The following is a 22,108-nucleotide window of genomic DNA, read 5'->3' on the forward strand; positions in this document are numbered from 1 at the left end:
GGCCTCCGTCGGCAGGGCATCGCGCTGCCGCGCTGGGTCAGGGCCGACCGCCACCCGCTCCCGAAACGCGAAGTGATCGAATGAGATTCATGGCCTGATCCTTTCCCTTCTCCCTCTTTTCGGATAGGAATTGCGAGATTGGCCGTGCCGCCACCCGGCGCTGATCATTAGTGGGACATCCCGGATCTGTGGTCGCCGGCGAAGGGTCTCAGATTCCTATCGAAGGCATTTTGCGGGGTAGTAATCCGGCCAAGCGTTTGTTAGGTTGTTCCCTGTCCGCGCCGCCCTTGAAGCACGTGGTCGCGAGGGAGCCGTTATGTTACCGGCCTCGGCAGACCCGACCAGCCCAGGGTGTGCGATCCGCGTGATGGCAGGGGCGTCGGACGGTGACCTGTGCGAGCGCTGGCCGGTGCCGGGAGTCCTGGCCTGTCGGCGGTTTCGAGAGGAACGCGGCCGCCGGGCGGAACGAACGCATCGGGAGGACGGGAGGAATCAATGACCATGCTCTCCATCGTGTCGGAATCGGGGCAGAAAGTACCGTCGTCGATGTTGGACCGGATGACCCTGATCATGGAGTGCTTCGCCGGGCACTCGTCCCGGCTCACGCTGGAGGACGTGGTCATGAGGACGCATCTGCCGAGGTCGACGACCCACCGCATCCTGGTGGACCTGGTGCGTCTGGGCTGGCTGAGGCAGTTTCCGAGCCACGGGTACGGCCTGGGCAGCAGGCTGCTGTCCTTCGGCGAGGACGCGGGCCACGGCCGGCTCCGGGAGGCGACCGCGGAGTCGCTGCACAACCTGGCCCTGCGCACCGGAATGGTGGTGCACCTCGCCGTCCTGGTCGACTCCAAGGTCCTCTATCTGGACAAGGTCGGCGGGCCCTTCGCCATGAAGGTGCCGTCCCGGGTGGGTGGCGGCGCCCCCGCCCACTCCACCGCGTTGGGCAAGTCCATGCTCGCCTGGCTCGAGCCGGAGCAGGTCGACGTCCAGGTCGGCGGCGCGATCGAACGGATGACCAGCAGGACGATTCACCGGCTCTCCGCCCTGCATCAGGAACTGGGCCGGATCAGGGTGCGCGGGGGACTGGCCTTCGAGCGCGGTGAGTGTTTCCCGGAAATCGCCTGCGTGGCCGCCGCCATCCGCTCACCGGAGGGGCCGGTGGCCAGCATCTCGCTGTGCGGCGAAGCGGATGCGCCACTTGAACGCGTCGCTCCCCTGGTGGCCCATGCCGCCCAGCGGGCCGCCCTGGCGTTGACCCCCCGTGGGGAACTGCCGCGGTCGGGCCGCCGGCAGGCGGAGCGCGCCGAACCTCGCGGCCGGGCCGTACTCCCAATCAGTGAGACGGCGTGATGGCGAACACACCCCGCGCCCTACGTTCGGGCTGGGGTCGCCGAGAGGGCGCCGCACGACTGACGAAAGCAGGGACGGGGCGACCCGGTCTCCCGTGGCAATGATGGTGGGAGCTCATGATCCGCTTCATCGGTAAGCGACTGCTGCTGGCAGTGCCGACGGTCGTGCTGGTGACGTTCCTCGTCTTCGTGCTGATGGAACTGTCACCCACCGACCCGGCGGTCGCGCTGGCAGGTGACAATCCGACCCCCGAGCGGCTCGCCGAGCTTCGGCACATGCTGGGGCTGGACCGGCCTTTCCTGGAACGTTACTTCGACTGGGGACTGCACGCCCTGCAGGGGGATCTGGGCACCTCGCCGGTCACGCACCAGTCGGTCATCTCCGACCTGATGGCCCGGCTGCCGATCACCGCCTCCCTCGTGCTGCTGTCGATGATCTTCACGCTGGTGATCGGAGTCGGCCTGGGCACGATCGCGGCACTCAAGAAGGGCGGGATCGTGGACTGGATCACCAACTCCATCGCGAACCTGCTGATGGCCATCCCGCCGTTTGTCGCCGCCATGCTGCTCGTGCTGTTCCTCGCGATCAGCAACCCGATCTTCCCGGCCACCGGCTACGCGACTCTCGGTGCGGGGCTGGGACTGTGGCTGGAGTTCATGACGCTGCCGGCGCTCTCTTTGGCCATCATTCCCGCGGCGCTGCTGACGCGTCAGGTGCGCGGCGCCCTGGTCGACGCGCTGGAGGAGGACTACGTCCGCACCGCGCGAGCCAAGGGCCTGCGGCGCACGATGGTGGTGGGCAAGCACACGGCGAAGAACGCCGCCATTCCGGTGGTCACCGTGCTCGGCCTGGTGGTCACCCAGATGGTCGGCGGCGCGGTGGTCGTGGAGAGCATCTTCGCCATCCCCGGGCTGGGCTCGGTCAGCGTCGACTCCGTGCTCAAGGGTGACCTGGTGACGCTCCAGGGGTTGGTTCTTCTCGTGGCCGTCGCGGTGACGGTCGTCAACCTCCTCGTTGATGCCTCCTACGGCTACTTCAACCCGAGATTGAGGACAAGATGACAGCTCACGAGTCCGTGGGGACGAAGGAACGGCGCCGCCGCCGGAGCCGCGTGCTCAGGCGCCTGCTGCGGAACAGGGCCGCGGTCGTCTCGATGGCGGTGCTGGCGGTGCTGGGGCTGGTCGCGATCTTCGCGGACCTGCTCGCGCCGGACGACCCCAACAAGGTCTCCCTTGTGTTGCGGCTGACCCCTCCCTCCGCGGAGCACTGGCTGGGCACCGACGCCCTCGGCCGCGACGTGCTCAGCCGGGCGATCGTGGCGACCCGGGTCGACCTGCTCGCCTCACTGCAGGCGGTGGGCATCGCGCTGGTGGTCGGGGTGCCGCTGGGGATCGTCGCAGGCTACTGGGGCGGGATCGGCGACAGCCTGCTCAGCCGGGTCATCGACGCCCTGATGATGCTCCCGCCGCTGATCCTCGCCGTGGTCGTGGTCGCCATCCTGGGCCCCGGGCTGAGCAACGCGATGCTCGCCATCGCCATCGTGATCATCCCGAGCTTCTACCGCGTGGTGCGTGCCTCGACGCAGACCGCGTCCAGCGAGCTCTACATCGAAAGCGCCCGGGCGAGCGGATGCACCAGTTGGCGGATCCTGTGGCGGCACATCCTTCCCGCCGTCGCGCCGCCCCTGCTGGTCCAGGCGTCGTTCTCCGCCTCCGTGGTGATCGTCGCCGAGGCGAGCCTGTCCTTCCTGGGGCTCGGCGCCCGTGCGCCTCAGGCGACCTGGGGCCTGATGCTCAAGGAGGCCTCGTCGAACCTCACCACCAGCAGCTATCTGATCTATCCGCCGGCCATCATGGTCGCGATCACGATCCTCGCCCTCTCCCTGCTGGGTGACGGGCTCCGCGACGCCCTCGGGCGCCAGACGACGGACGGGAGGTGACCATGACCGCGCTGATCGCGGACACGGCAGACACCGACGACGCAGTGATGCGAGCCAGGGACCTGACCGTCGAGGTGAGCACCGAGCACGGCTGGGTGACCATCGTGGACGGAGTGAACCTGACGGTCCGGCGCAACGAGATCGTCGGACTCGTGGGGGAGTCGGGTTCGGGCAAGACCGTCACGTCGTTGTCGGTCATGGGGCTGCTGCCGCGCAACGCCCGCATCACCCGCGGGAGCGTCGAGGTGATGGGACGCACCATCTCCACGCTGACCGAGCGTCAGCTCACCGAAGTACGCGGTGTGCAGGCGGCGATGATTTTCCAGGAGCCGCGGCGCTGTCTCAATCCGGCCTTCACGGTCGGCGACCAGGTGGCGGAGTCGCTGCGCAGGCATCGGGGCTGGTCTCGCAAGCGGGCGCTGCAGCGCACAGTGGAGCTGTTCGAGCTCGTCGAGATCCCCCAGGCGACCCGCCGGGTGAAGCAGTATCCGCACGAGTTCAGCGGCGGCATGTGCCAGCGGGTGATGCTGGCGATGGCACTGGCGTGCGATCCGATGCTGCTGATCGCGGACGAGCCGACCACGGCGCTGGACGTGACCGTGCAGCGCCAGGTCCTGGAGCTGATCCGCCGGTTGCAGGCCCAGCTGGGGATCGGCGTGCTGCTGATCACCCACGACCTGGGGGTGGTGGCCGAGATGTGCGACCGCGTGTCGGTGATGTACGCCGGGCAGGTCGTCGAGGAGGCCGACGCGGACACGCTGTTCCACGAGCCGAAGCACCCCTACACCAGCGGCCTGTTGCAGTCGATGCTGGAACCGACCCAGCGTGGCCGGCCGCTCGGCTACATCTCCGGGCTGGTGCCGCCGCCCCACCAGTTCCCGGCCACGTGCCGGTTCCAGGAGCGGTGCTCGTACGCGGTGGACTCGGCGTGCCGTACGACGGTCGAACTGCATCAGGTCTCACCGGCCCACTCCAGCCGCTGCGCCCGCATCGACGATCTCAAGCTCCCGGGAGTGACCGATTGAACAGCCGAACGAGCAACGGCCCCGCCCCTGAGCCGCGGGAGGCCGCGCCGACCCTGTCGGTCCGGGGACTGACCAAGGTGTACGGGCCCAAGGCGACGATGTTCCGGCGCAACGCGCACCGCCTGACCGCGGTCGACGCGGTCGACCTGGACATCGCACCAGGCACGACCCTCGGACTGGTGGGGGAGAGCGGCGCCGGGAAGTCGACCGTTGGCCGGCTGGTGCTACGGCTGATCGAGCCCGACGCCGGCTCGATCGACCTGCTCGGCACCGACATCGCCGGCCTCTCCCGCGGAGAGCTGCGCAGGATGCGGGCGAAGGCGACGATGATCTTCCAGGATCCCTACACGTCCCTCGACCCGCGTATGCCGATCAAGGACTCCGTCGTGGAGCCCCTGCTGGTCCACGGCGGCCACTCCCGATCAGAACGGTATGAGAAGGCGCTGGCGATGGTGCGCCGGGTCGGCCTGGGGGACGCCCACATGGAGCGGTTCCCCTACGAGATGTCGGGCGGGCAGCTGCAACGGGTGGCGATCGCCCGCGCTCTGATCACCGACCCGTCGTTCATCGTCTGCGACGAACCGGTGGCGGCGCTCGACGTGTCCACCCAGGCACAGGTGATCAACCTGCTCAACGACCTGCAGCAGGAGCGGGGGATCTCCTACCTGTTCATCTCCCACGACCTGCGGCTGGTACGGCTGATCGCCGACGAGGTCGCGGTGATGCGTCACGGGAAGCTGCTGGAGAAGGGAGACGCGGTCCGGGTGTTCGAAGAGCCCGAGCACGAGTACACCCGCGAACTGCTCGCCGCGATCCCCGGCCGAAGCCCCAGAAGCCGCCGCTTCGGCGGCCTCGCCCGGCAGGACGGGGAAACCGGCACCGCCGACCTGCGCCAGGAAGTCGCCTGAAACTCGCGTGATGGCCCGGAACCCTGAGGTTCCGGGCCATCAGCGCTTTTCTGGACGTTGTCCGGGTGATTTCCAGGGCGTACGGGCTCAGGAGCGGGCGAACTCGGCGAGATATCCCGCGAAGCGCTCGGCGACCTGTTCCTCGGTGAGTCCGTAGTCGGCCAGCTGGTAGCGGTGCACCGGGCGTCGCTCGCTGACCTTGCTCTCCGCGTGGCTCGCCTCGATCGCGGCGTGCACCTCGCCGGTCAGCTCGATGCCGAACCTGTCGTAGATCGTCTCCACCACGCCGACGGCGTCGGCGACGAAGTCGGCGTAGTGGACGTCGATGAACTGGGCCGGGTCGTAGCGCTTCCTGGCCGCGGCGAAGGTCTCCGCGCCGCGTGCCCACAGCTCCAGCATGTCCGCGCCCACCACCTCGCCGCGGAAGACGGTCGAGTTCCCGGCACTGGCCCGCTCGTTGAGGCTGCTGACCGAGGCGATGATCGTACGCGGGTCGCGGTGGGTCTGGATCACCAGCGCGTCCGGGTAGGTCCGCATCAGGGCGTCGAGCCCGAACAGGTGGCCGGGGTTCTTGAGCACCCACCGGCGGTCCCGGTCGTTGAGCCCGATCAGCTGCAGCATGCGGCGGTGCATCCGATAGGCCGGTTCCATGCCCTGCTCGGCCAGCCACCGGGAGTACGACGGCAGATGAGCGGTGTTCTCGAACGCGACCGACCGCATCGACTGCCGTTCCACCCGCCAGCATTCCTCCACGATGTCCGGCGCCATGAAGTGCATCCCCTTGAACCCCGGGTCGGCGGCGTGGCGGGCCTCGATCCACTTCTGCATCCGCCGGTAGCCGGGATTGTCCGGCCAGGCGTCACGGGGCGGCCGCGGCTGCGGCGTCTCGGTCAGCCAGTGCTCCAGGCCCTGGCTGGCGGGGTTCACGCACAGCAGCCGGTGCAGCGCGGTGGTGCCGGTGCGCGGCAGCCCGGTCACGAAGATCGGGCGCCGCACCTCGACGTCGGCGTGCTCGGGATGCCGCTTGCCGGACTCCTGCGCGTACAGCCGCGACTCCAGCACCGTACGCAGCATGGACCGGATCCAGCCGGCGCCCTGCTCGGTGAGCGCCGCGTCGGAGGCATAGCTGTCCAGCAGGACCGCCAGGCCGTCCAGATATTCGTCCTCCCCGAAGTCGGTGAGGCCGGTGGCGGAGGCGGCCGCCTCGTGGAGCTGCTCGATCGTCCCGATGGCCGGGCGCGTCGTGCTCATCACGTTCCCTCCTTGCCGGTTCGGCTGCTCAGTGATGGGTCTCGCCGCAGGTCACATCGAGGCACTGTCCGGTGATCCCGCTGGCCATGTCCGAGGCCAGGAAGACCGCCGCGTCGGCGATCTCGTCGGGCGTGGGCAGCCGGCGCAGGTCCACCTTGGCGGTGATCTCGTCGTAGACCTGCTGTTCGCTCACACCGCGCCGGTCCGCCAGACGCCGGAAGTGACCCCGCACTTTCTCCGCCCAGATGTAACCGGGAGCCACCGAATTGACCCGGACCCCGAGGGGGCCGAGTTCCACCGACAGACTGCGGGCGGCGGCGAGCAGGGCGGCCTTGTTCATCCGGTAGGCGCCGAAGCCGGGGAGCCGGTTGCGGATCACCATCGAGTTGATCAGTACCACCGCCCCGCTCACCTCGGTCAGCGTCGGGGCCAGCTTCTGGATCAGTCCCACCGAGGCCAGCACGTTGATGTCGTTCCAGCGGCGGATCGCGTCCAGGTCCGCGTCGAGCAGCCGCTCCTGCGGCGGCTGGACGAACGCGCTGTTGAGCAGGGCGTCCACCCGCCCGAACGTCTCCGTGGCCCGCTTCACCAGGTTGCTCACGGACGACTCGTCGGCGACGTCCGTCGGTACGGCCAGGGCCCTGCGCCCCAACGCGACGACCTCGTCGGCGACCTCACGCAGGCGCGACTCCGTACGCGCGGCGAGCACGACGTCGGCGCCGGCCTGTGCCGACCGCACGGCCAGCGAGCGCCCCAGACCGGGACCGATCCCGCAGACCAGCACCACCTTGCCCGTGAGCAGACCGGCCGCCGCCGGCCTGCTCGTGCCTCCGATGCCGCTCACTTGACCTCGATCGGAACCGGGTGACGCTCGAGGTACGCCGCGAACGGCTCGCGGACCTCCTCCGGCTCGACCCCGAAGTGGCCGCGCAGGTCGTAGACGACCCTGCCGTCGCGGCCCTGCTTGTTGTTCTCGATGAAGGCGCCGATCTCGGCCCTGGCCTGGTCGGTGAGCTCGATCCCGGCCTTGTCGTAGACCGCCTGCACCGCGGTCCAGTTGTCGGCGACGAGACGGTTGTAGTACACGTCGACGACCTGGTCCTCGATCAGCTTCCGGTCCCGCATGCCGGCGTTGAGCAGCCGCAGGCTCAGGTCCCGCCAGTAGTCCAGGTGGAAGCGGTAGTCGATCTCCTTCTGCCAGGTCCGGGCCATGTACGAGTGCATCGTGGCGTTGGAGATGACGGCTCCCACCGGGTCGCGGTGGGTCTCCACCAGGATCGCGTCCGGGAAGACGTTGAGCAGTGCCGGGATGCACTCGACATGCGCGGGATACTTGGTCACCCACCGCTCACGCGGACGGAACCAGGTCATCACCTGCATGCACAGCTTCTGGAACTCGTAGTGCGGGGTCTGGTCGTGCGCCAGGTAGTAGTCCCGCCACTGGGCGGCGTGCTGACAGAGGTGCTCGGGGTAGTAGCCGGAGAAGTCCGCGGCGTGGATCTCGATGTCCTCCTCGATCCGCCACGGGTCCATCGGGTGCCAGGCCTTGATGTACGGGTTGGCCGCCTGGGCCATCTCGTAGCCCTCCGCCGTGGCCTTGAACCGCGGGTCGACGCCGTCGGGGCCGGGGCCCTCACCCTGTGCGGGCACCATCTGGTTGAGCTCCCACAGGGGGGCGGCGCGGAAGCGCGAGTCGGCGGCGAGCAGGTTCACCAGGTGCGAGGTGCCGCTGCGCGGCAGCCCCATGACCATCACCGGGGCCTTGATCTCGATGTCGCGAACTTCGGGGTGACGCTTGACGAAGTCGTAGATCCGCATCCGGTTGGCCAGGAACTTCGCCGAAAGGCCGAACATCGCCATCCGGGCCAGGTCGGTCCGGTTCGGCTCGTTGAGCACGTCGATCCAGACCTGGAGGCGCTCCTGCCAGCCCTCCGGCCCCGGGTCCTCAATGCCGGTCTGGTGCCTGGCGGCGGCCAGCACGTTGTCGACGGTGTAGTCGACCGGGTTGGCGTTCGCGAAGTCCACCATCTGCTGCTGCGCCGGGTTCAGCACGGGATTCAGCAGGTCGTCGAATCGCAGTTCCTTGGCGGGCACGGTCAGCTCCTTTATCTGGCTTTTCTCCCTTGTCGAGGAAATTAGGGCCGCCCGCCCCGGATGCGGCTCGACGTCCCGGTGTCCGGGACCTGGAGACGACCATCCGGTGGTCGTCCATCACCCGCCGACGCGGAAAGGCCGATGGGTGCCGGGCAGCGGTCGGGCTGCCCGGCACCCATCGGCGCCATGACTGTCTGTTCAGCAGGTCACTTGACCAGGTAGGTGTTCCGGAGGTCGGCGACGCCGCCGTTCACCGAGGCCACGTCGTCGAGGCCGCGCACCTTGCCGGTGCCGACGTAGCCGCCGACACCCTGCCACAGCGGCGCGTACAGGGCGTTGTCGGTGGCGTGGGCGATCGCCTCGCCGACCTTGGCGGCCCGCTGCTCATCGGTCAGCGACGGGTCGTCGGTACCCTCGGCCAGTTTGACCATCTGCGGGTCGGCGCCCGCCGGGGTCCAGACGGGGTTGATGAACAGCCGCTGCAGCCACGAGTAGGGATCGATCGAGGGCAGGGTCATGTACATCAGCTCGAGCGGGTTCTGCGCCTTGGCCCACTCGGTGACCAGGGTGAGCACGTCGACGGTACGCAACTGGATCTTGATGCCGACCGCAGCCAGGTCGGCCTGCACCGCCTCGGCGGCTGCGGGCATCGTGCCCGCCTGGGCGACCAGCATCTCCCCGCCGTCGAAGCCGTCGGGGTGTCCGGCCTCCGCGAGCAACTGCTTCGCCTTGTCCGGGTCGTAGGCGTAGGCCCCCTCGCGGGCGGCGTCGAAGCCGGGCATCTGCTCGGGCCACGGCTGCACCCGGGGCTTGTTGGCGGGCTGGAAGGCATCCACGATCGCCTGCCGGTTGATCGCGTGGTTGATCGCCTGGCGGACCTTGAGGTCGTCGTAGGGCTTGACCGACTGCTTGATGTTCACCCCCACCATGTTCAGCACGCCGGGGAGCACGTGTGCCTGCAGTTGGCCCGAGTCCAGCTGCGACTGGAACGGCTTCTTGTCGCCGGTCGACCAGGTGATGACGTCGACCTGGCTGCTCTTGATGGCGTTCTCCATCGCCTCGGGGCTGTAGGTGCTGATGGTGACCGAGGCGGGTTTGCCGGTCTTGGGATCCCAGATGCCGCCCTCGTCGGTGCGCCGCTTGTAGGCCACGCTCTGGCCAGGCTTGAACGACTCGATGACGTAGGCGCCGGTGCCCACCGGGTGGCTGGCCAGGTCGGGGTTGTTCAGCGCCTTGGGGGAGATCATGATCCCGCCCAGCGTGCTCGCCAGCGCCGACAGCACCGTGGTGCTGGGCTTCTTCAGCTGGAGTTCGACGGTGTCGGCGGAGACGACCGTGACGCCGGCCACGTCGGCCAGGTTCGCCTGGACGCCGGTCTTGTCGGCCTTCTGATAGGCGTCCAGGTTCGCCTTGACCGCTTCGGCGTCGAACGGCGTGCCGTCGCTGAAGGTGACGCCCTGGCGCAGGGTCAGCGTCAGCGTCGTGCCGTCGGGGGAGAACTCCCACGTGGTGGCGAGCATCGGCAGGTACTGCGCGTTCGGTCCGACCTGGAGCAGCCGGTCGTAGACCGGCCAGGTCGCGATCGTCAGCTGGGCGGGCTCGGGCGCCTGCCGGGGGTCCAGCGACTGAGCCACCGGAATCGCGATGTCGAGGGTCGCGTTGCCGTCGACCGTGTTACCGCCACCACTACCGGTCGCGGCGGTGCTGCTACTGCTACTGCTGCTCGCTCCGCCGCAGCCGGCCAGCAGCGTCCCGGCGGCCAGGGCCGCACAGAGCCCGATCGCGGCTCGCCCCAATCTACTGTTGCGCTTCATCGCATTCCCTTTCCCTGGTCGGCTCGGCGGCCCGACGGTCTGGACGTCAAAGTAGAAGCACCGCGCGAGAGCAAGCGGATCGTCCCGGTCACTGGGAGTCGTTCCGCCCGGCCCTTTCGGCGTTATACGACTGAGCGCTTGCACTCACCGGCGCGACATCTACCGGAGGCGCTCTTGACTTCCTCCCGCCGCAGGACCCGGTCCGGTCACGCCGGTGTGTCGCCGTCGATGACCACGCGGTGCATCCGGCGGCGCTCGGCGTAGTCCGCCACCGCGTAGTGCTGGGTGCACCGGTTGTCCCACAACGCCATCGAGCCCGGCTCCCACCGGAAGCGCACCTGGAAGTCCGGAGAGCGGACGTGGTCGGTCAGCATCGGCAGCAGCGTCTCGTTCTCCCGGTCGGTGAGGCCCACCAGGCGCGTGGTGAAGATCTTGTTGACGAAGAGCGCCTTGCGGCCGGTCACCGGGTGCGTACGGACCACCGGGTGGGTGATCGGCTGGAAGTCGGCGTTGGCTGCCTTGCGCGCGTGCGAGGCCGAGTTCGACGAGTCGTGGACCGCCGCCATGTCGTCGATCAGTCGCTGGACCTTGGAGGAGAGCGCGTCGTAGGCGGCGTACATGGACGCCCACAGCGTGTCCCCGCCCACGGCGGGGAGTTGGACGGCCCGCAGAAGGGAACCGAGCGGCGGACGAGCCAGGAACGTCGCGTCGGAGTGCCAGATGTCGGAGTTGGCGGTCTTGGGCTTCGACGGGTCGATCTCGATCGCGTGCACCTCGGGCAGGCCTTCCGACACCGGGGGCAGGAAGGCGAAGTGCTGCAGCGGGCCGAAGTGCGCGGCGAAGTCCCGCTGCGCGGCGTCGTCGATGTGCTGGTCCCGGAAGAAGAGGACCTGGTGCTCGTGGAACAGGTCCTTCACCTCCTTCACCACTTCGGGGTCCAGGGGGCGGGACAGGTCGACGCCGCCGACTTCCGCTCCGATCGCATAGGTCAGCCGCTTCACCGTCAAGGCCGATTGAGTCATCGCCATCTCCGTTTAAGGCACTTTGTCTTAACGAGAGACTAGGATGCCTTCACCGCGCCGTCAACCGCTCCTTCGCAGCTCAGGAGATTCACATCCGGCCGGCCCGGCATAATTGCGCGAGTGAGTGATGAGGCCCGCCGGAAGATCCTGCTCGCCGCCGAACGGCTCTTCGCCGAACGCGGCGTCGAGCACGTCTCCCTCCGGCAGATCGGCGAGCAGGCCGGTCAGAAGAACAACTCGGCCGTGCAGTACCACTTCGGGGACAAGAGCGGCCTGATCCAGGCGCTGTACGACCTGCGCCTCCTCCCGCTGAACGCCGAGCGACACCGGATGCTCGCGGAACTGGACCACCCGAGCATGGCGGACCTGGCCGGCGCCTACGTCCTTCCCCTGGCGAGATCCGTGATCGCCTCGAACGGGCGCTCGTGCTACGCCCGCTTCCTCGACCGGTACCTGGGCCGAGGCCGCGACTTCGAGCCGTTCGACGACCGGCACGGAAGCGGCTCACGCGAGGTGATGCGGCAGATGTCGGCGCTGATGTCGGGCCTGAGCCCCGAGGTCCGCGAGGAACGCCTGCGGATGCTGCAGGTCCTCACGATCCGGACGCTGGCCGACCTCGAGCACCGGCTGGAGACCGGTCAGGCCGATCCCGACGCCGCCGAGCTGACCGTCGCGACGCTGGTGGAGGCGGTGGGCGTGCTGCTCGGCGCACCCACCGCCGTGGCTTTCTGATGCCCAAGCTCACCCATGACTGCTAGGCGCCGGCCCTCGCGTGCTGCTTCATCGTGGCCTCAGCGATGTAGCGCTCCGGCATCTCCATGAACGGCGTGCGGAACCGCGCCCACAGCGGCAGGTCGGCCAACGAGTAAATGTCCTGCTGGTTGGCGGGACGCCGCGGCCACGAAGGGATGTTCACCCAGAGCCGCATCAGGTGGCGGCGCAGGCTGACATCCTCATGGTCCTGGTACGGCGTGCGGCCGTGGACGATCAGTCGGTTGTTGAGGAACTGGATGTCTCCGGGCGCGAAGCTCATGTCGAGGTAGAACTCCGGCGATGCCGCGAGCTCGCAGAAGAGGTCGAGCGCGGCCTCCTGCTCCGGGGTGATTTCGAAGTGGCCGGCCCGGGCGGCGTCCCGGGTCTGGGCGACGTGGACGCACGAGCTGAACACCCCGTCGGTCTTGGCGAACAGGGCGACGTCGTCCGACGTCACGATCTTGCCGTCGCCGCGTTCTGCGTCCATCTGCCCACGCATCACCGGCATGCCGTCGTACAGCACCCGGGCCAGGTCGGGCCTCGTCTCGACCATGCGGTCGTGGACGGCCGCCGCACTGGCGATCCGACTGGCACCGCCGGCCTTCGCGCCGCGGAGGCAGAGCAGCGAGACCACGTCGTGGCCGTCGCTGTGCATGTTCATCGACTGCGCCGACCGGTAACCGCGGACCTGCTCGTCGACCAGGTCGGCCACGTTCAGCACATGTCCCAAGATCTCGCCGTTGCCCGACTGCGGGACGATGTCACCCAGGTGGGCGCCGAGGCCACAGTAGATCCGCGCCAGATCGTCGTCGCCGTACCGCTCGCGTGACAGCCCGCGGATCAGCACGAAGCCGCGGCCTGCCCACAGCTCGTCACGCAGCCGGGACAGGAAGTCCCCGACGGTGTGCAGCGGGAAGTTGGCCGGGGTGATCTCGGTCAGGTCCAGCTCACCGTGCTCCTTCAGCGTGGCGAGCGCCGCGTCGATCTCGGCGAGCTCCGCCGGTGACAGCTGCCACAGGCCGTCCTGGCGGTAGTCCAGGGTGCTGCCGAGCCAAGCGGGGCGGCCGCCGACGGGGGCGAGGGTGTCATTCATCAGAAACCTCCGAGGAAACGGGCGGTGGTGAGGTGTCAGGCGGCGGGAGGGGACGGCGCGGGCCGCGGGCCCCGGACCAGGGTGCCCGGCAGGGCGCCGGTGTGCTGCCCGTCGCGGGTCACGACGGTGCCGCCGACGATGGTGGCGGTGTAGCCGCGCGCGTCCTGCATCAGGCGGCGGCCCCCGGCAGGCAGGTCGCGGACGACGCGCGGCAGCTCCAGGCCGAGGTTGTCCAGGTCGATGACGTTCAGGTCGGCGCGATAGCCGGGTGCTACCAGGCCACGGTCCCGCAGGCCCACCATCTCCGCGCACCGCCTGGTCATCAGGTGGATCAGGTACGGCAGGGAGAACCGCTCACCCCGGACGCGGTCCCGACCCCAGTGCGTGAGCAGGTGGGTGTAGATGCTGCCGTCGCAGATGACCCCGAGGTGGGCCCCGCCGTCGCCCAGGCCCGGGACGGCGTGGTCGTTGAGCAGCATCTCCCGGCAGGGCTCGAGGGAGAAGTCGGCGTAGTTCGAGAAGGCCAGGTAGAGGATGTTGCGGCCGTCCTTCTCCAGCAGCTTGTCGTAGACGAGGCTTTCGGGCGAGACGCCCAGCCGCTCGGCCTGCGCGCCGATGCTGCTGTCCCTGGCGGGCTCGTAGTCGAAGCCCTCGTCCATCTCGTAGAGCTGCCCGAAATCGCGCACCCGCATCCCGATCTCCATCGTGGGGTCGGGGTCGTTGCCCTCGGCGAGAACGCGTTCCTTGGTCTCCGGTCGACGCAGCTCTCGGACCCGGTCGGCCAGCGGCAGGTCGGCCATCGCCAGGTAGGTCGGCGTCGAGTAGAACGGGTTGAGGGTCAGCTCCAGTCCCAGCAGGACCCCCAGTGGCCGCGGCAGGACCTGCAGCGTGGCCTCGCCGCCGGCGGTGTTGACCGCGTCGAACTTGTCCAGGATCCTCCGCCAGATCCTGGGATTCCCATGACTCTGGACCAGCGACATGCTGAAGGGCCGGTTGAACGCCGTGGCCTGGCGCAGGCCCATGTCCAGGACCTGCTCCCAGTCGTCGTTGTACTCGATGACGAACTGGATCAGGCCCGCCCCGGCCCGGTCGAGGGCAGCGGCCAGCCCGGCGTACTCCTCCTCGGTCGCGGCCAGGGTCGGCGTGAGCTGTCCGTCGCTGGAGCGGTGGAACATCGTCTGGGAGGTGCCGAAACCGAAGGCGCCGGCGTGGATCGACTCCTCCAGGAGGTCAGCCATCCGCTGGATCTCGTCGGGAGTGGCCGGCTCGCGGGAGTAGGCCCGGTCGCCCATCACGTAGGTGCGCAGGGCGGCGTGCGGGACGTAGCTGCAGACGTCGGCGTCGAACTGGCGCCCGCCCAGGAAGTCGAGGTAGTCGGGGTAGCTGGTCCACTGCCAGTTCACGCCCTCACTGAGCACGACGTTGGGGATGTCCTCGACACCCTCCATGAGCTTGATCAGGATGTCGCGGTCCTCGGGCTTGCACGGGGCGAACCCCACGCCGCAGTTGCCCATGACGACGGTCGTCACCCCGTGGTTGGTCGAGGGCACCAGGCGGTTCTCCCAGGTGACCTGACCGTCGTAGTGGGTGTGGACATCGACGAAGCCGGGAGTGACCAGCCGGCCGCGAGCATCGATCTCCTCGCGGCCGGTGCCGGTGACTTCGCCCACCCCGACGATGACGCCGTCGCGGATCGCGACATCAGCCTGTCGCGGGGGTTCACCGGAGCCGTCGATGACGGTGCCGTTGCGGATGATCAGATCGGCGATCACTTGCTGATCCAGGCGTGTCGGAGGTCCTGGCCGCCCAACACGCCGAGGAACGCCTTGCCCTCTTCGACGCCGTGCACCTTGTTGCTCTGGACCCAGCCCGGGACGCCCTGCCACAGCGGCGCGAAGTAGGCCTGCTCCGTCGCGTACCTGATGACCTCCGCGGCCCGCGAAGCGCGCTCATCGGCCGACACCGTCGGGTCGTCGATGCGCTCGATGAGCTGAGCTATCTTGTCCGGCACCCCACCCGGGAGGGTGAGCGGGTTGTCGAGGAAGAACGCCAGATCCGCACCCGGCTCGATGCCGGGGAAGGAGAGGAAGTGGAAGCTTCCCGGCTTCTTGCTCTTGCTGTACTGGGTCACCAACTGCCGAATGTCGTACAGCTCAAGGTCGATCTTGATGCCCACCTCCGCCAGGCTCGCCTGGACGACTTGGGCGGCGTCGGGGAACGCCGCGTAGTTCGCCACGTAGAACGTCCCGGCCTCGAGCCCATCGGCATGGCCTGCCTCGGCCAGCAGTTGCTTCGCCTTGGCCGGGTCGTACGGGTACGTCTTCTCGAGCGACTCGTCGAAGCCGTTGACGGACGAGGCCATCGGCTGCACCCGCGCCGACGTCGTGGGCACGAGTGCCTTGACGATGGCGTCACGGTCGATGGCGTAGTTCACGGCCTGGCGCACACGTACGTCGTCGAACGGTTTCACCGTCTGGTTCATGTAAACGGCCGCCGTCGTCGTCGCGCTCTTCAACGCCCGGACGATGAGCTGACCTGAGTCGATCTGCGGCTGCAGGGGTGCGAGGTTGCCGTTGGACAACGCGATGTCGATCTGACCGCTCCTGACGGCGGCGTAGGCGGCGTCGGTGGTGCGGGACTCGATCTCGATGCGGGCCACCTTGCCCGTGTCCGGGTCCCAGATGCCCCCCTCATCGGTGCGCCGCTTGTACGTCACCTGCTGCCCTGGCCGGAAGCTGTCGACGACCCAGGCTCCGGTGCCCACGGCCTTCGTGCCCAGATCCTCGGAGGCCAGCGCCTTGGGGCTGATCATGATGCCGGGGGCAGCGGACGAGATGGCGGTGAGCACCTGCTGGCTCGCCTCGGTGAGGTGCAATTTCACCGTGTGGTCGTCCACCACTTCGACGTTGTCGATGATGGCGGAGGCGTCGGCGCTCATCGGCTCCTTCTTGTAGCGCTCGACATTGACCTTCACGGTCTCGGCGTCGAAGGGCGTCCCGTCCGAGAACGTCACCCCCTCGCGCAGCTTCAACGTCAGCGCCTTGCCGTCGGGGGAGAACGTCCACTCGGTCGCGAGCATGGGCAGGTACTCGCCGTCCTCGGAGATCTGCAGCAGCCGATCGTAGACGGGCCAGGTGTTGGACATCATCGCCGTCGACCCGGTGTTCTTCGCCGGGTCGAGGGTCTGGACACCGGCGTAGGTGGTGCGGAGCGTGGCGTCGAGGTCGATCCCCCCGGTCTCGGAGGACGACGAACTCCCGCCGCAGGCGCTCAGCGACAACACTCCCACCGCCAGGATCGAACCCAGCAAGGCCTTCAGGCCCGAAGATCGCACATTAGATCTACCGATCAACTTCTCTTCTCCCTCTCAGGCGCCAGTTGTGCTGGGCCCACCTCGGCTATTCAAGCAATCGCTTGATTGAAGCCAAGCCTCACGGCACTCACAATGTCAAGGTCCTTCCGGTAGCGGTTCTATCAATCGCTTGCTTGTTGCCGTCATCACCGCCCAGCATTTCGCGGATCATCACTGACGCCGCGGAGACTCACGGTCGAGGGCCGACTCTCAGTCACCGGGACGGAGGATGCATCGCGTGGTCATCGACGGCGACGCACCGGCGTGACCGGAACGTCCCACTGACCGGGAAGGTCCCGCTGCTTGGGATGCGCAGAGGCCGCGGCGGGCCGATGTGACACGTTCCGAAACGCAGCGCAGTCCGATATCCGTCGAGGAAGGTGTATCCGATGGTCAGCAATCCGATGTGGGAGGACTTCTGCGACCGGCTACGGGAGGCGGGCCGGACCCTGGTGTCCGAGTCGGCGCCCACCTCGGCCTTCGACCAGGCCGAGGGCGTCCGGTACCTTCTGAGGCTGTTGCGCAACGCGACGCTGACCGCCATCGAGCACAACGATCCGCGCAGGCCGGTGTTCACCGACATCCTGGACCCGCACCTGAAATGCAAGATCGGCGCGGACAACCCCGACAACGTCTACATGCGCGCGCGGGTGTCGGCCGAGCACCGTTACCGGATCAGCGGGACACGGGGGAACTCCGCGGTGTTCACGTTCGGTTCCAAGACCGAACGCGACTGGAGTGACGAGCGCCAGGTCTCCAACGGAGAGATCGACGTCGCCCGGCTGCCCCTTGACCAGGCAGGCAGGTTCAGTTTCATCGCGAGCACGGAGCCTCCCGAGTCCGGTGCCTGGCTGCCGCTTCCGGAGGGCAGTCATCAGATCACCGGGCGGCAGTCGTTCCTCGATCACACGGACATGCAGCCGGCACAGGTGAGCATCGAGGTTCTCGACGAGAAGATCCCCTACGAGCCGCTCGACGTGGAGCTGTTCACCCGGCAGTTGCGGGGAGCGACACAGCAGGTCGCGGGGATCTCTCACGTCTTCGCGGAGTGGACCCGGCTGTTCATGACCCGGCCGCACGAGTTGCCGGACTGGGGGCAGGAGCGGTTCCACAACGCCGGTGGAGACCCGACGATCTGTTACCTGCACGGCTACTGGAACCTGGCGCCGGATCAGGCGTGGGTGATCGAGACCGAGGTGCCGGACTGCGAGTACTGGAACTTCGTCCTGCAGAACTGGTGGATGGAGTCGCTGGACTACGACCGCACCAACACGCACCTCAACAGTCACACCGCCCGGCTCAATGACGACGGCACCGTGACCATCGTGGTCTCCGCGCAGGATCCCGGGTACGGCAACTGGCTGAGCACCGCCGGCCACAGTGAGGGTACGGCGCTGCTGCGCTGGGTGAAGGCGGATCGGCACCCGATGCCGACCTGCCGAGTGGTCCAGTTGTAAGCAGAAGGGGCGGACGCGTAGTTGGCGTGTCCGCCCCTTCCGTCAGGAATCGGCCGTCGACCCCCACGTCCTTCGCCGGGCTCAGATTTTGATCACTTTGCACGTCCCGCCACCTTGAGTATGTCGCAGGCGACATATAGCGTTGGGCGGGTGGATGCGCTCTTCGCTATCGAGCTTGAGCCCGAGGTGCGAGACTGGCTGGAGACACTGCCGGCCAAGCACTTCCTCAAGATCGACGAATATGTCGGGCTCCTCGCGGAACAGGCCGCCGCGCTTGGCGAGCCGTACGCCCGCCGAGAGGCGGAGAGATGAGCCACAGTCGCTGGAAGACTCTGCGCGAGCGGAAGCTCGCCGAGGGCTTCACCGAGCCGGAGGACGTGGCCGAGGCCCGTCGCGAGATCCGGCTGTCCATGGCCCTGGCGAAAGCCGTGTACGACCGGCGCACCGAGCTTGGGCTCACTCAGGCTGAACTGGCCGGCCGTGCGGGGCTCACCCAGGCGAAGATCTCCCGGATCGAAGGCTCCGACACCGTCCCCACCCTGCCGCTCCTCGCCAAGCTGGCCACAGCTCTGGACGCGACCCTCAATATCGCCCTCGACAACGACGACACCCAGGTGTCTTTCACCGCACACCGCACCGACGGACCCCAGGGTGATTTCGAAGTAGCGTGATCCGGGTCGGGTCGGGTGTTTCTGCTGGTAGTGGACGTGTTGTCGCCGGTGGAACCGCAGAGAGCCGTGTTTTCGAGCGTAGTGACTGCGGCCGGGTCACCGTGCTGTCTCACCGTCCCGCCCGGTCGAGGCCTTGGAGGAAGTAGAGGTCTACGCCTCCGTAAATGATGCTTCCGCCTAATCGAAAGTGATGATCACCTGTTCGAGAACACTGGCGGCGTGGTCCTTGGTGATCAGGAGTCGGGTGGCGTCGCGGTTCATGAAGGCGGCCTCGTCGGCGACGATGGCCTCCCGGACCTCCGGGTGGGCGGCCGACATGGCGAACATGGCCTCCATCGCCGCCTCATCGGCGAAGACGATCTCGGTGACCACGTCGAACTCGGGTGCACGCCTGCCGGGGGCGGGTTGCCCGTCCCAGTGGTCGACGTACGACCGGGTGTAGCCGGCGAACAGGTGCCCGAAGAGGGAGACGGCGAAAGGCGCGTGGTGGTTCTCGTAGTAGTCCCGGAACTCCGCCGCGGTGAGGCCGTCCTTCCTGCGGAACAGCCCGATCAGCTTCGGCATCCGTTCATGCTCCCTTGTCGTCCAGCGCCTGGGTGAAGCCGTCGATCTGGCGTTCGAGCCAGCCGGAGAGCCAGAAGTTGGCCCCGTTCTCGGGGTCGTCGAGCAGGTTGCGGTGGGACTCGACGAGCAGGCGCAGCGCGTCCCGGTCGCCGGGGCTGTGGGCCAGCACCGCCTCGCCGAGCGCGGTCGCGTCGGCGAAACGCTTCTGCCGCATCCGCTCGCCGGCCAGGAGCAGCACGTTCCCGGCGCCGGCGATCTCCACCAGGTCGGTGAGGACCTGGGACTGGTCGAGCGGGAGCAGTGCCGAGGTCCGGTCGTGGTGGAACCAGCCGAGGTAGCTCTCCCAGATCGTGCGGACGCCCCAGCTGACCTTGCCGTACCCCTGGCCGACCCGCAGCTCGGCGGGCAGGGTGATCTCCCGGACCAGCGTCGCCAGGTCCGCCCCCTCGTTGATGCCGCGGAGCGTCTCCTGGTGCACGAAGTCCACGGCGTCGTGCATCCGCTGCAGGCAGGCGTCGATCAGTTCGGCGCCGACGATCGGCTCGCCACGGCCGGTGACGAGCATCTCGGGCCGCAGTTCGCGAATCCGCCGGACGGTGGCGAGGTAGGGCTCGACGAAGCGGTAGCTGTGCCCGCGGATCGTGTTCAGGTTGGGGAAGTGGCAGAAGAGCGGGCCGAGCATGTTGCTGATCAGAGCGACGCGATGCCGCGGCAGCCATACGATGGCGCCGTCCGTGGTCTCACCGGTGCCGTGCCACAACTCGAAGTCGACGCCGCCCACGGAGAACGCGAGCCGCTCGTCGAAGGTGAGGTCCGGGGTCGGCGCGTCCTGGCGCATGGGCACGTCCGGCCGCTCGCGCGCGAACGTCGCGATCCGCTCGGTCGGAGCGAGGTCGAACCAGGCCGCCGACCACAGCCGCATCCGGCCGCGGATGCGGGCGTCCTGGTGCTGGGCGAACTGGTTGTTCCGCTGTGCGACGTAGACGGTCTCCGGCGCGCGGAACGCGGCCACGCCGCCGACGTGGTCGGTGTGCCCCTGGGTGGTGATGATGTACGGCGTGGGGCCGGCACAGACCTGGTCGAACAGGTGACGGTGGTGGGGCGCCTCGTAGCCCATCCCGGTGTTGACGATGACCCGGCCGGCATCCGTGACGATCATGTAGGCGTTCGTGTAGCCGCCGGACTTGTAGACGAAGTCGTTCAGGGGGACGGCGGCGTCGTCGTAAGCAGGAGTGAGCAGATCTTTGCCCGGGCGCTCGTCGATGAGCTTGTCGACCTGGTCGGAGAGGGTGTCGCTCATGATCATCCTTGGATGAGGAAGCCGCCGTCGACGGCGATCGTCTGGCCGGTGAGGAACGGCGCGGCGCCGCTGGCGAGGAACATCACCACCGGGGCGATGTCCTCGGGAGTGCCGACGCGGCGCATCGGGGTGCGGGCGATGGTGGGCGCGACCGCGGCGTCGTTGGCCACCATCTTCGCGGTCATGTTGGTCTCGATCAGGCCGGGCGCGACCGCGTTGACCCGGATGCCGTCCTTGGCCCAGGCGGCCGCGAGGGTCTTGGTCAACTGCACCACGCCGGCCTTCGCGGCGCCGTACCCGGGGACGAGGTCGACGGCCAGGAAGCTGGTCATCGAGCCCAGATTGATCACCGATCCGCCGCCGGGGGAGGCCGCGAGCAGGTCGTGGCACGCGGTGGACAGCCGGAAGGCGCCGGTGAGGTTGATCGTCAGGGCCTCCTCGAACACGTCGGGGTCCCATTCGCCCCGGCCGACGAGGTTCTGGCCGGCGTTGTTGACCAGGACGTCGAGCCGGTCGAGCCCGCTCGCCAGGTCGGCGATCATCGCCCGGTCCGTCATCTCGCACCGCACGTAGCGGAAGCCGGAGAGGTCTTCGTCGTACTCCTCGGCGGCCTCGCGTCTGCCGGTGATGGTCACCTGGGCTCCTGCCGTGTGGAAGCCGCGTGCCATGGCCAGTCCGAGGCCGTTCGACCCGCCGGTCACCAGCACGTGCCGGTCGTGGAAGTCGAAGGTCACTGTCATAGGGAGTTCCTGCCTTCGTCTGCTGGAGACTCCGGCGAACGTAACAAAGCCTTGAACGTTGTTCAATAGGTGCCTTGAACAATGTTCAAGAGGTGCGATAGCTTGCCGACGTGGCCGAACAGCACGTCGCAGGCGATACCGCGGACGACCGCAGGAGCGAGATCCTGGCGGCGGCCGCCGCTCTGCTCGCCGAGGGCGGCTACGCCGCGCTGTCCATCCGCTCTCTCGCGGCGCGGGCCAAGATCAGCCTGGGGCTGGTCTACTACTACTTCGCCGACAAGCACGCGGTGTTCGAGGCGCTGATGCGGGATCACCAGCGCCGGATGACCGCCTTCCTCGATGAATGCCCGCGCACCGGGGGAGTGGCCGCGCTGCTGCGCGCCGCGGTTCCGGTGGCGACGCGGCAGTGGTTGCACGTCGGCCGGATGGTGGCCGTGTGGCGGACCGAGCGTCCGGACAACTCGGCCGAGCTTCGTGAGCAGCGCGTGGGCGTCGCGTTGGCCCAGTTCGACGCCCTGCGCCGCGCCCTGGACGAGGCGGCCGCCGCGGAGGGCCGTACGGTGCGCCCCGATCCCGAGATCGTGCCGTTCGTGTGGGCCGGGCTGATGGGCCTGGCCGACCTGCACGCGCAGGGCTGGGTCGGCGAGATCGACGTCGACCGCCTCACCGAGCTCACCGTCACCTCACTCGTGAACCAGATCCTCGACACTCCGTGAGAGACATCCCAGGAGCTTGAATGTCAAGCTGCAAGCTTTTCGACACGATGCGACCAAGC

The 22,108-nt window shown here is 68.2% G+C and carries 21 protein-coding genes; 10 read left to right on the forward strand and 11 right to left on the reverse strand.

What is annotated here, in order from left to right; translation table 11 throughout:
* Positions 1 to 495 precede the first annotated feature (495 nt).
* The 5 genes from ACFHYQ_RS12725 (at position 496) to ACFHYQ_RS12745 (ending at position 5,222) form a co-directional block, all read left to right on the forward strand.
* Positions 496 to 1,350 carry an IclR family transcriptional regulator gene (locus tag ACFHYQ_RS12725; RefSeq protein WP_394301325.1) on the forward strand — a complete coding sequence of 285 codons (855 nt, stop codon included), beginning with the start codon at positions 496 to 498 and terminating at the stop codon, positions 1,348 to 1,350.
* A 116-nt stretch (positions 1,351 to 1,466) separates the two neighbouring features.
* Positions 1,467 to 2,411 (forward strand): ABC transporter permease, encoded by a 945-nt coding sequence (locus ACFHYQ_RS12730; protein ID WP_394301326.1) that lies wholly within the window; start codon positions 1,467 to 1,469, stop codon positions 2,409 to 2,411.
* Complete coding sequence (locus ACFHYQ_RS12735; protein ID WP_394301327.1) at positions 2,408 to 3,289, forward strand: ABC transporter permease; 882 nt, start codon at positions 2,408 to 2,410, stop codon at positions 3,287 to 3,289. Before ACFHYQ_RS12730 ends, ACFHYQ_RS12735 begins: the two co-directional genes overlap by 4 nt.
* A 2-nt stretch (positions 3,290 to 3,291) precedes the next feature.
* A complete protein-coding gene (locus ACFHYQ_RS12740) occupies positions 3,292 to 4,314 on the forward strand; it encodes an ABC transporter ATP-binding protein (protein ID WP_394301328.1) in 1,023 nt (340 codons plus the stop codon).
* Positions 4,311 to 5,222 (forward strand): ATP-binding cassette domain-containing protein, encoded by a 912-nt coding sequence (locus ACFHYQ_RS12745; protein ID WP_394301329.1) that lies wholly within the window; start codon positions 4,311 to 4,313, stop codon positions 5,220 to 5,222. Before ACFHYQ_RS12740 ends, ACFHYQ_RS12745 begins: the two co-directional genes overlap by 4 nt.
* A gap of 87 nt (positions 5,223 to 5,309) precedes the next feature.
* Here ACFHYQ_RS12745 and ACFHYQ_RS12750 read toward each other — a convergent pair whose 3' ends face one another.
* The 5 genes from ACFHYQ_RS12750 to ACFHYQ_RS12770 form a co-directional block, all read right to left on the reverse strand.
* Positions 5,310 to 6,473 carry a sulfotransferase family protein gene (locus ACFHYQ_RS12750; protein WP_394301330.1) on the reverse strand — a complete coding sequence of 388 codons (1,164 nt, stop codon included), beginning with the start codon at positions 6,471 to 6,473 and terminating at the stop codon, positions 5,310 to 5,312.
* Between the two features lie 28 nt (positions 6,474 to 6,501).
* A complete protein-coding gene (locus tag ACFHYQ_RS12755; RefSeq protein WP_394301331.1) occupies positions 6,502 to 7,317 on the reverse strand; it encodes an SDR family oxidoreductase in 816 nt (271 codons plus the stop codon).
* Positions 7,314 to 8,567 (reverse strand): sulfotransferase family protein, encoded by a 1,254-nt coding sequence (locus ACFHYQ_RS12760; protein WP_394301332.1) that lies wholly within the window; start codon positions 8,565 to 8,567, stop codon positions 7,314 to 7,316. The genes ACFHYQ_RS12755 and ACFHYQ_RS12760 overlap by 4 nt, the downstream gene beginning before the upstream one ends.
* Positions 8,568 to 8,773: 206 nt before the next feature.
* Positions 8,774 to 10,381, reverse strand: coding sequence for an ABC transporter substrate-binding protein (locus tag ACFHYQ_RS12765; protein ID WP_394301333.1), 1,608 nt, complete (start codon positions 10,379 to 10,381; stop codon positions 8,774 to 8,776).
* Between the two features lie 206 nt (positions 10,382 to 10,587).
* Positions 10,588 to 11,403: a TauD/TfdA dioxygenase family protein gene (locus ACFHYQ_RS12770; protein ID WP_394301334.1), complete on the reverse strand. Its 816-nt coding sequence runs from the start codon at positions 11,401 to 11,403 to the stop codon at positions 10,588 to 10,590.
* A 120-nt stretch (positions 11,404 to 11,523) separates the two neighbouring features.
* Between ACFHYQ_RS12770 and ACFHYQ_RS12775 the strand changes: the two genes are divergently transcribed.
* Positions 11,524 to 12,135 (forward strand): TetR/AcrR family transcriptional regulator, encoded by a 612-nt coding sequence (locus ACFHYQ_RS12775; RefSeq protein WP_394301335.1) that lies wholly within the window; start codon positions 11,524 to 11,526, stop codon positions 12,133 to 12,135.
* A gap of 22 nt (positions 12,136 to 12,157) precedes the next feature.
* Here ACFHYQ_RS12775 and ACFHYQ_RS12780 read toward each other — a convergent pair whose 3' ends face one another.
* Genes ACFHYQ_RS12780 through ACFHYQ_RS12790 form a run of 3 tightly spaced genes read right to left on the reverse strand, consistent with a single transcriptional unit; the run spans position 12,158 to position 16,559 of the window.
* Positions 12,158 to 13,249, reverse strand: a complete 1,092-nt coding sequence (locus ACFHYQ_RS12780; RefSeq protein WP_394301336.1) for a TauD/TfdA family dioxygenase — start codon at positions 13,247 to 13,249, stop codon at positions 12,158 to 12,160.
* A gap of 35 nt (positions 13,250 to 13,284) precedes the next feature.
* Positions 13,285 to 15,021, reverse strand: a complete 1,737-nt coding sequence (locus tag ACFHYQ_RS12785) for an N-acyl-D-amino-acid deacylase family protein (protein ID WP_394301337.1) — start codon at positions 15,019 to 15,021, stop codon at positions 13,285 to 13,287.
* Positions 15,018 to 16,559 carry an ABC transporter substrate-binding protein gene (locus ACFHYQ_RS12790; protein ID WP_394301338.1) on the reverse strand — a complete coding sequence of 514 codons (1,542 nt, stop codon included), beginning with the start codon at positions 16,557 to 16,559 and terminating at the stop codon, positions 15,018 to 15,020. The genes ACFHYQ_RS12785 and ACFHYQ_RS12790 overlap by 4 nt, the downstream gene beginning before the upstream one ends.
* Before the next feature lie 431 nt (positions 16,560 to 16,990).
* Here ACFHYQ_RS12790 and ACFHYQ_RS12795 point away from each other — a divergent pair, with 431 nt between their 5' ends.
* The 3 genes from ACFHYQ_RS12795 to ACFHYQ_RS12805 all read left to right on the forward strand — a co-directional run bounded on the left by ACFHYQ_RS12795 (position 16,991) and on the right by ACFHYQ_RS12805 (position 18,729).
* Positions 16,991 to 18,058, forward strand: coding sequence for a DUF1214 domain-containing protein (locus tag ACFHYQ_RS12795; RefSeq protein ID WP_394301339.1), 1,068 nt, complete (start codon positions 16,991 to 16,993; stop codon positions 18,056 to 18,058).
* A gap of 150 nt (positions 18,059 to 18,208) precedes the next feature.
* Positions 18,209 to 18,370 (forward strand): hypothetical protein, encoded by a 162-nt coding sequence (locus tag ACFHYQ_RS12800; protein ID WP_204010026.1) that lies wholly within the window; start codon positions 18,209 to 18,211, stop codon positions 18,368 to 18,370.
* Complete coding sequence (locus tag ACFHYQ_RS12805; RefSeq protein WP_394301340.1) at positions 18,367 to 18,729, forward strand: helix-turn-helix domain-containing protein; 363 nt, start codon at positions 18,367 to 18,369, stop codon at positions 18,727 to 18,729. The genes ACFHYQ_RS12800 and ACFHYQ_RS12805 overlap by 4 nt, the downstream gene beginning before the upstream one ends.
* A 177-nt stretch (positions 18,730 to 18,906) precedes the next feature.
* On the opposite strand, the gene ACFHYQ_RS12810 is transcribed toward ACFHYQ_RS12805, so the two are convergent.
* From ACFHYQ_RS12810 to ACFHYQ_RS12820, 3 genes are read right to left on the reverse strand one after another with little or no spacing between them, the layout of a single operon-like run.
* Positions 18,907 to 19,293 (reverse strand): EthD domain-containing protein, encoded by a 387-nt coding sequence (locus ACFHYQ_RS12810; RefSeq protein ID WP_394301341.1) that lies wholly within the window; start codon positions 19,291 to 19,293, stop codon positions 18,907 to 18,909.
* Positions 19,294 to 19,297: 4 nt separating this feature from the next.
* Entirely contained in the window at positions 19,298 to 20,593 is a 1,296-nt protein-coding gene (locus ACFHYQ_RS12815) for an alkyl sulfatase dimerization domain-containing protein (RefSeq protein WP_394301342.1), read from the reverse strand.
* A 2-nt stretch (positions 20,594 to 20,595) separates the two neighbouring features.
* Complete coding sequence (locus tag ACFHYQ_RS12820) at positions 20,596 to 21,333, reverse strand: SDR family NAD(P)-dependent oxidoreductase (protein WP_394301343.1); 738 nt, start codon at positions 21,331 to 21,333, stop codon at positions 20,596 to 20,598.
* Positions 21,334 to 21,443: 110 nt separating this feature from the next.
* Here ACFHYQ_RS12820 and ACFHYQ_RS12825 point away from each other — a divergent pair, with 110 nt between their 5' ends.
* Entirely contained in the window at positions 21,444 to 22,049 is a 606-nt protein-coding gene (locus ACFHYQ_RS12825) for a TetR/AcrR family transcriptional regulator (RefSeq protein WP_394301344.1), read from the forward strand.
* Positions 22,050 to 22,108 lie beyond the last annotated feature (59 nt).

Origin of the sequence: Sphaerimonospora cavernae (assembly GCF_042435035.1) — a bacterium.
GTDB lineage: Bacteria > Actinomycetota > Actinomycetes > Streptosporangiales > Streptosporangiaceae > Sphaerimonospora > Sphaerimonospora cavernae.

What these genes read in the sequence shown, in the direction of transcription:
- ACFHYQ_RS12795 (WP_394301339.1), top strand. Translation starts at nt 16,991, where the DNA reads ATGGTCAGCAATCCGATGTGGGAGGACTTCTGCGACCGGCTACGGGAG.
- ACFHYQ_RS12740 (WP_394301328.1), top strand. Translation starts at nt 3,292, where the DNA reads ATGACCGCGCTGATCGCGGACACGGCAGACACCGACGACGCAGTGATG.
- ACFHYQ_RS12780 (WP_394301336.1), bottom strand. Translation starts at nt 13,249, where the DNA reads ATGAATGACACCCTCGCCCCCGTCGGCGGCCGCCCCGCTTGGCTCGGC.
- ACFHYQ_RS12725 (WP_394301325.1), top strand. Translation starts at nt 496, where the DNA reads ATGACCATGCTCTCCATCGTGTCGGAATCGGGGCAGAAAGTACCGTCG.
- ACFHYQ_RS12815 (WP_394301342.1), bottom strand. Translation starts at nt 20,593, where the DNA reads ATGAGCGACACCCTCTCCGACCAGGTCGACAAGCTCATCGACGAGCGC.
- ACFHYQ_RS12730 (WP_394301326.1), top strand. Translation starts at nt 1,467, where the DNA reads ATGATCCGCTTCATCGGTAAGCGACTGCTGCTGGCAGTGCCGACGGTC.
- ACFHYQ_RS12810 (WP_394301341.1), bottom strand. Translation starts at nt 19,293, where the DNA reads ATGCCGAAGCTGATCGGGCTGTTCCGCAGGAAGGACGGCCTCACCGCG.
- ACFHYQ_RS12735 (WP_394301327.1), top strand. Translation starts at nt 2,408, where the DNA reads ATGACAGCTCACGAGTCCGTGGGGACGAAGGAACGGCGCCGCCGCCGG.
- ACFHYQ_RS12750 (WP_394301330.1), bottom strand. Translation starts at nt 6,473, where the DNA reads ATGAGCACGACGCGCCCGGCCATCGGGACGATCGAGCAGCTCCACGAG.
- ACFHYQ_RS12770 (WP_394301334.1), bottom strand. Translation starts at nt 11,403, where the DNA reads ATGACTCAATCGGCCTTGACGGTGAAGCGGCTGACCTATGCGATCGGA.
- ACFHYQ_RS12765 (WP_394301333.1), bottom strand. Translation starts at nt 10,381, where the DNA reads ATGAAGCGCAACAGTAGATTGGGGCGAGCCGCGATCGGGCTCTGTGCG.
- ACFHYQ_RS12805 (WP_394301340.1), top strand. Translation starts at nt 18,367, where the DNA reads ATGAGCCACAGTCGCTGGAAGACTCTGCGCGAGCGGAAGCTCGCCGAG.
- ACFHYQ_RS12820 (WP_394301343.1), bottom strand. Translation starts at nt 21,333, where the DNA reads ATGACAGTGACCTTCGACTTCCACGACCGGCACGTGCTGGTGACCGGC.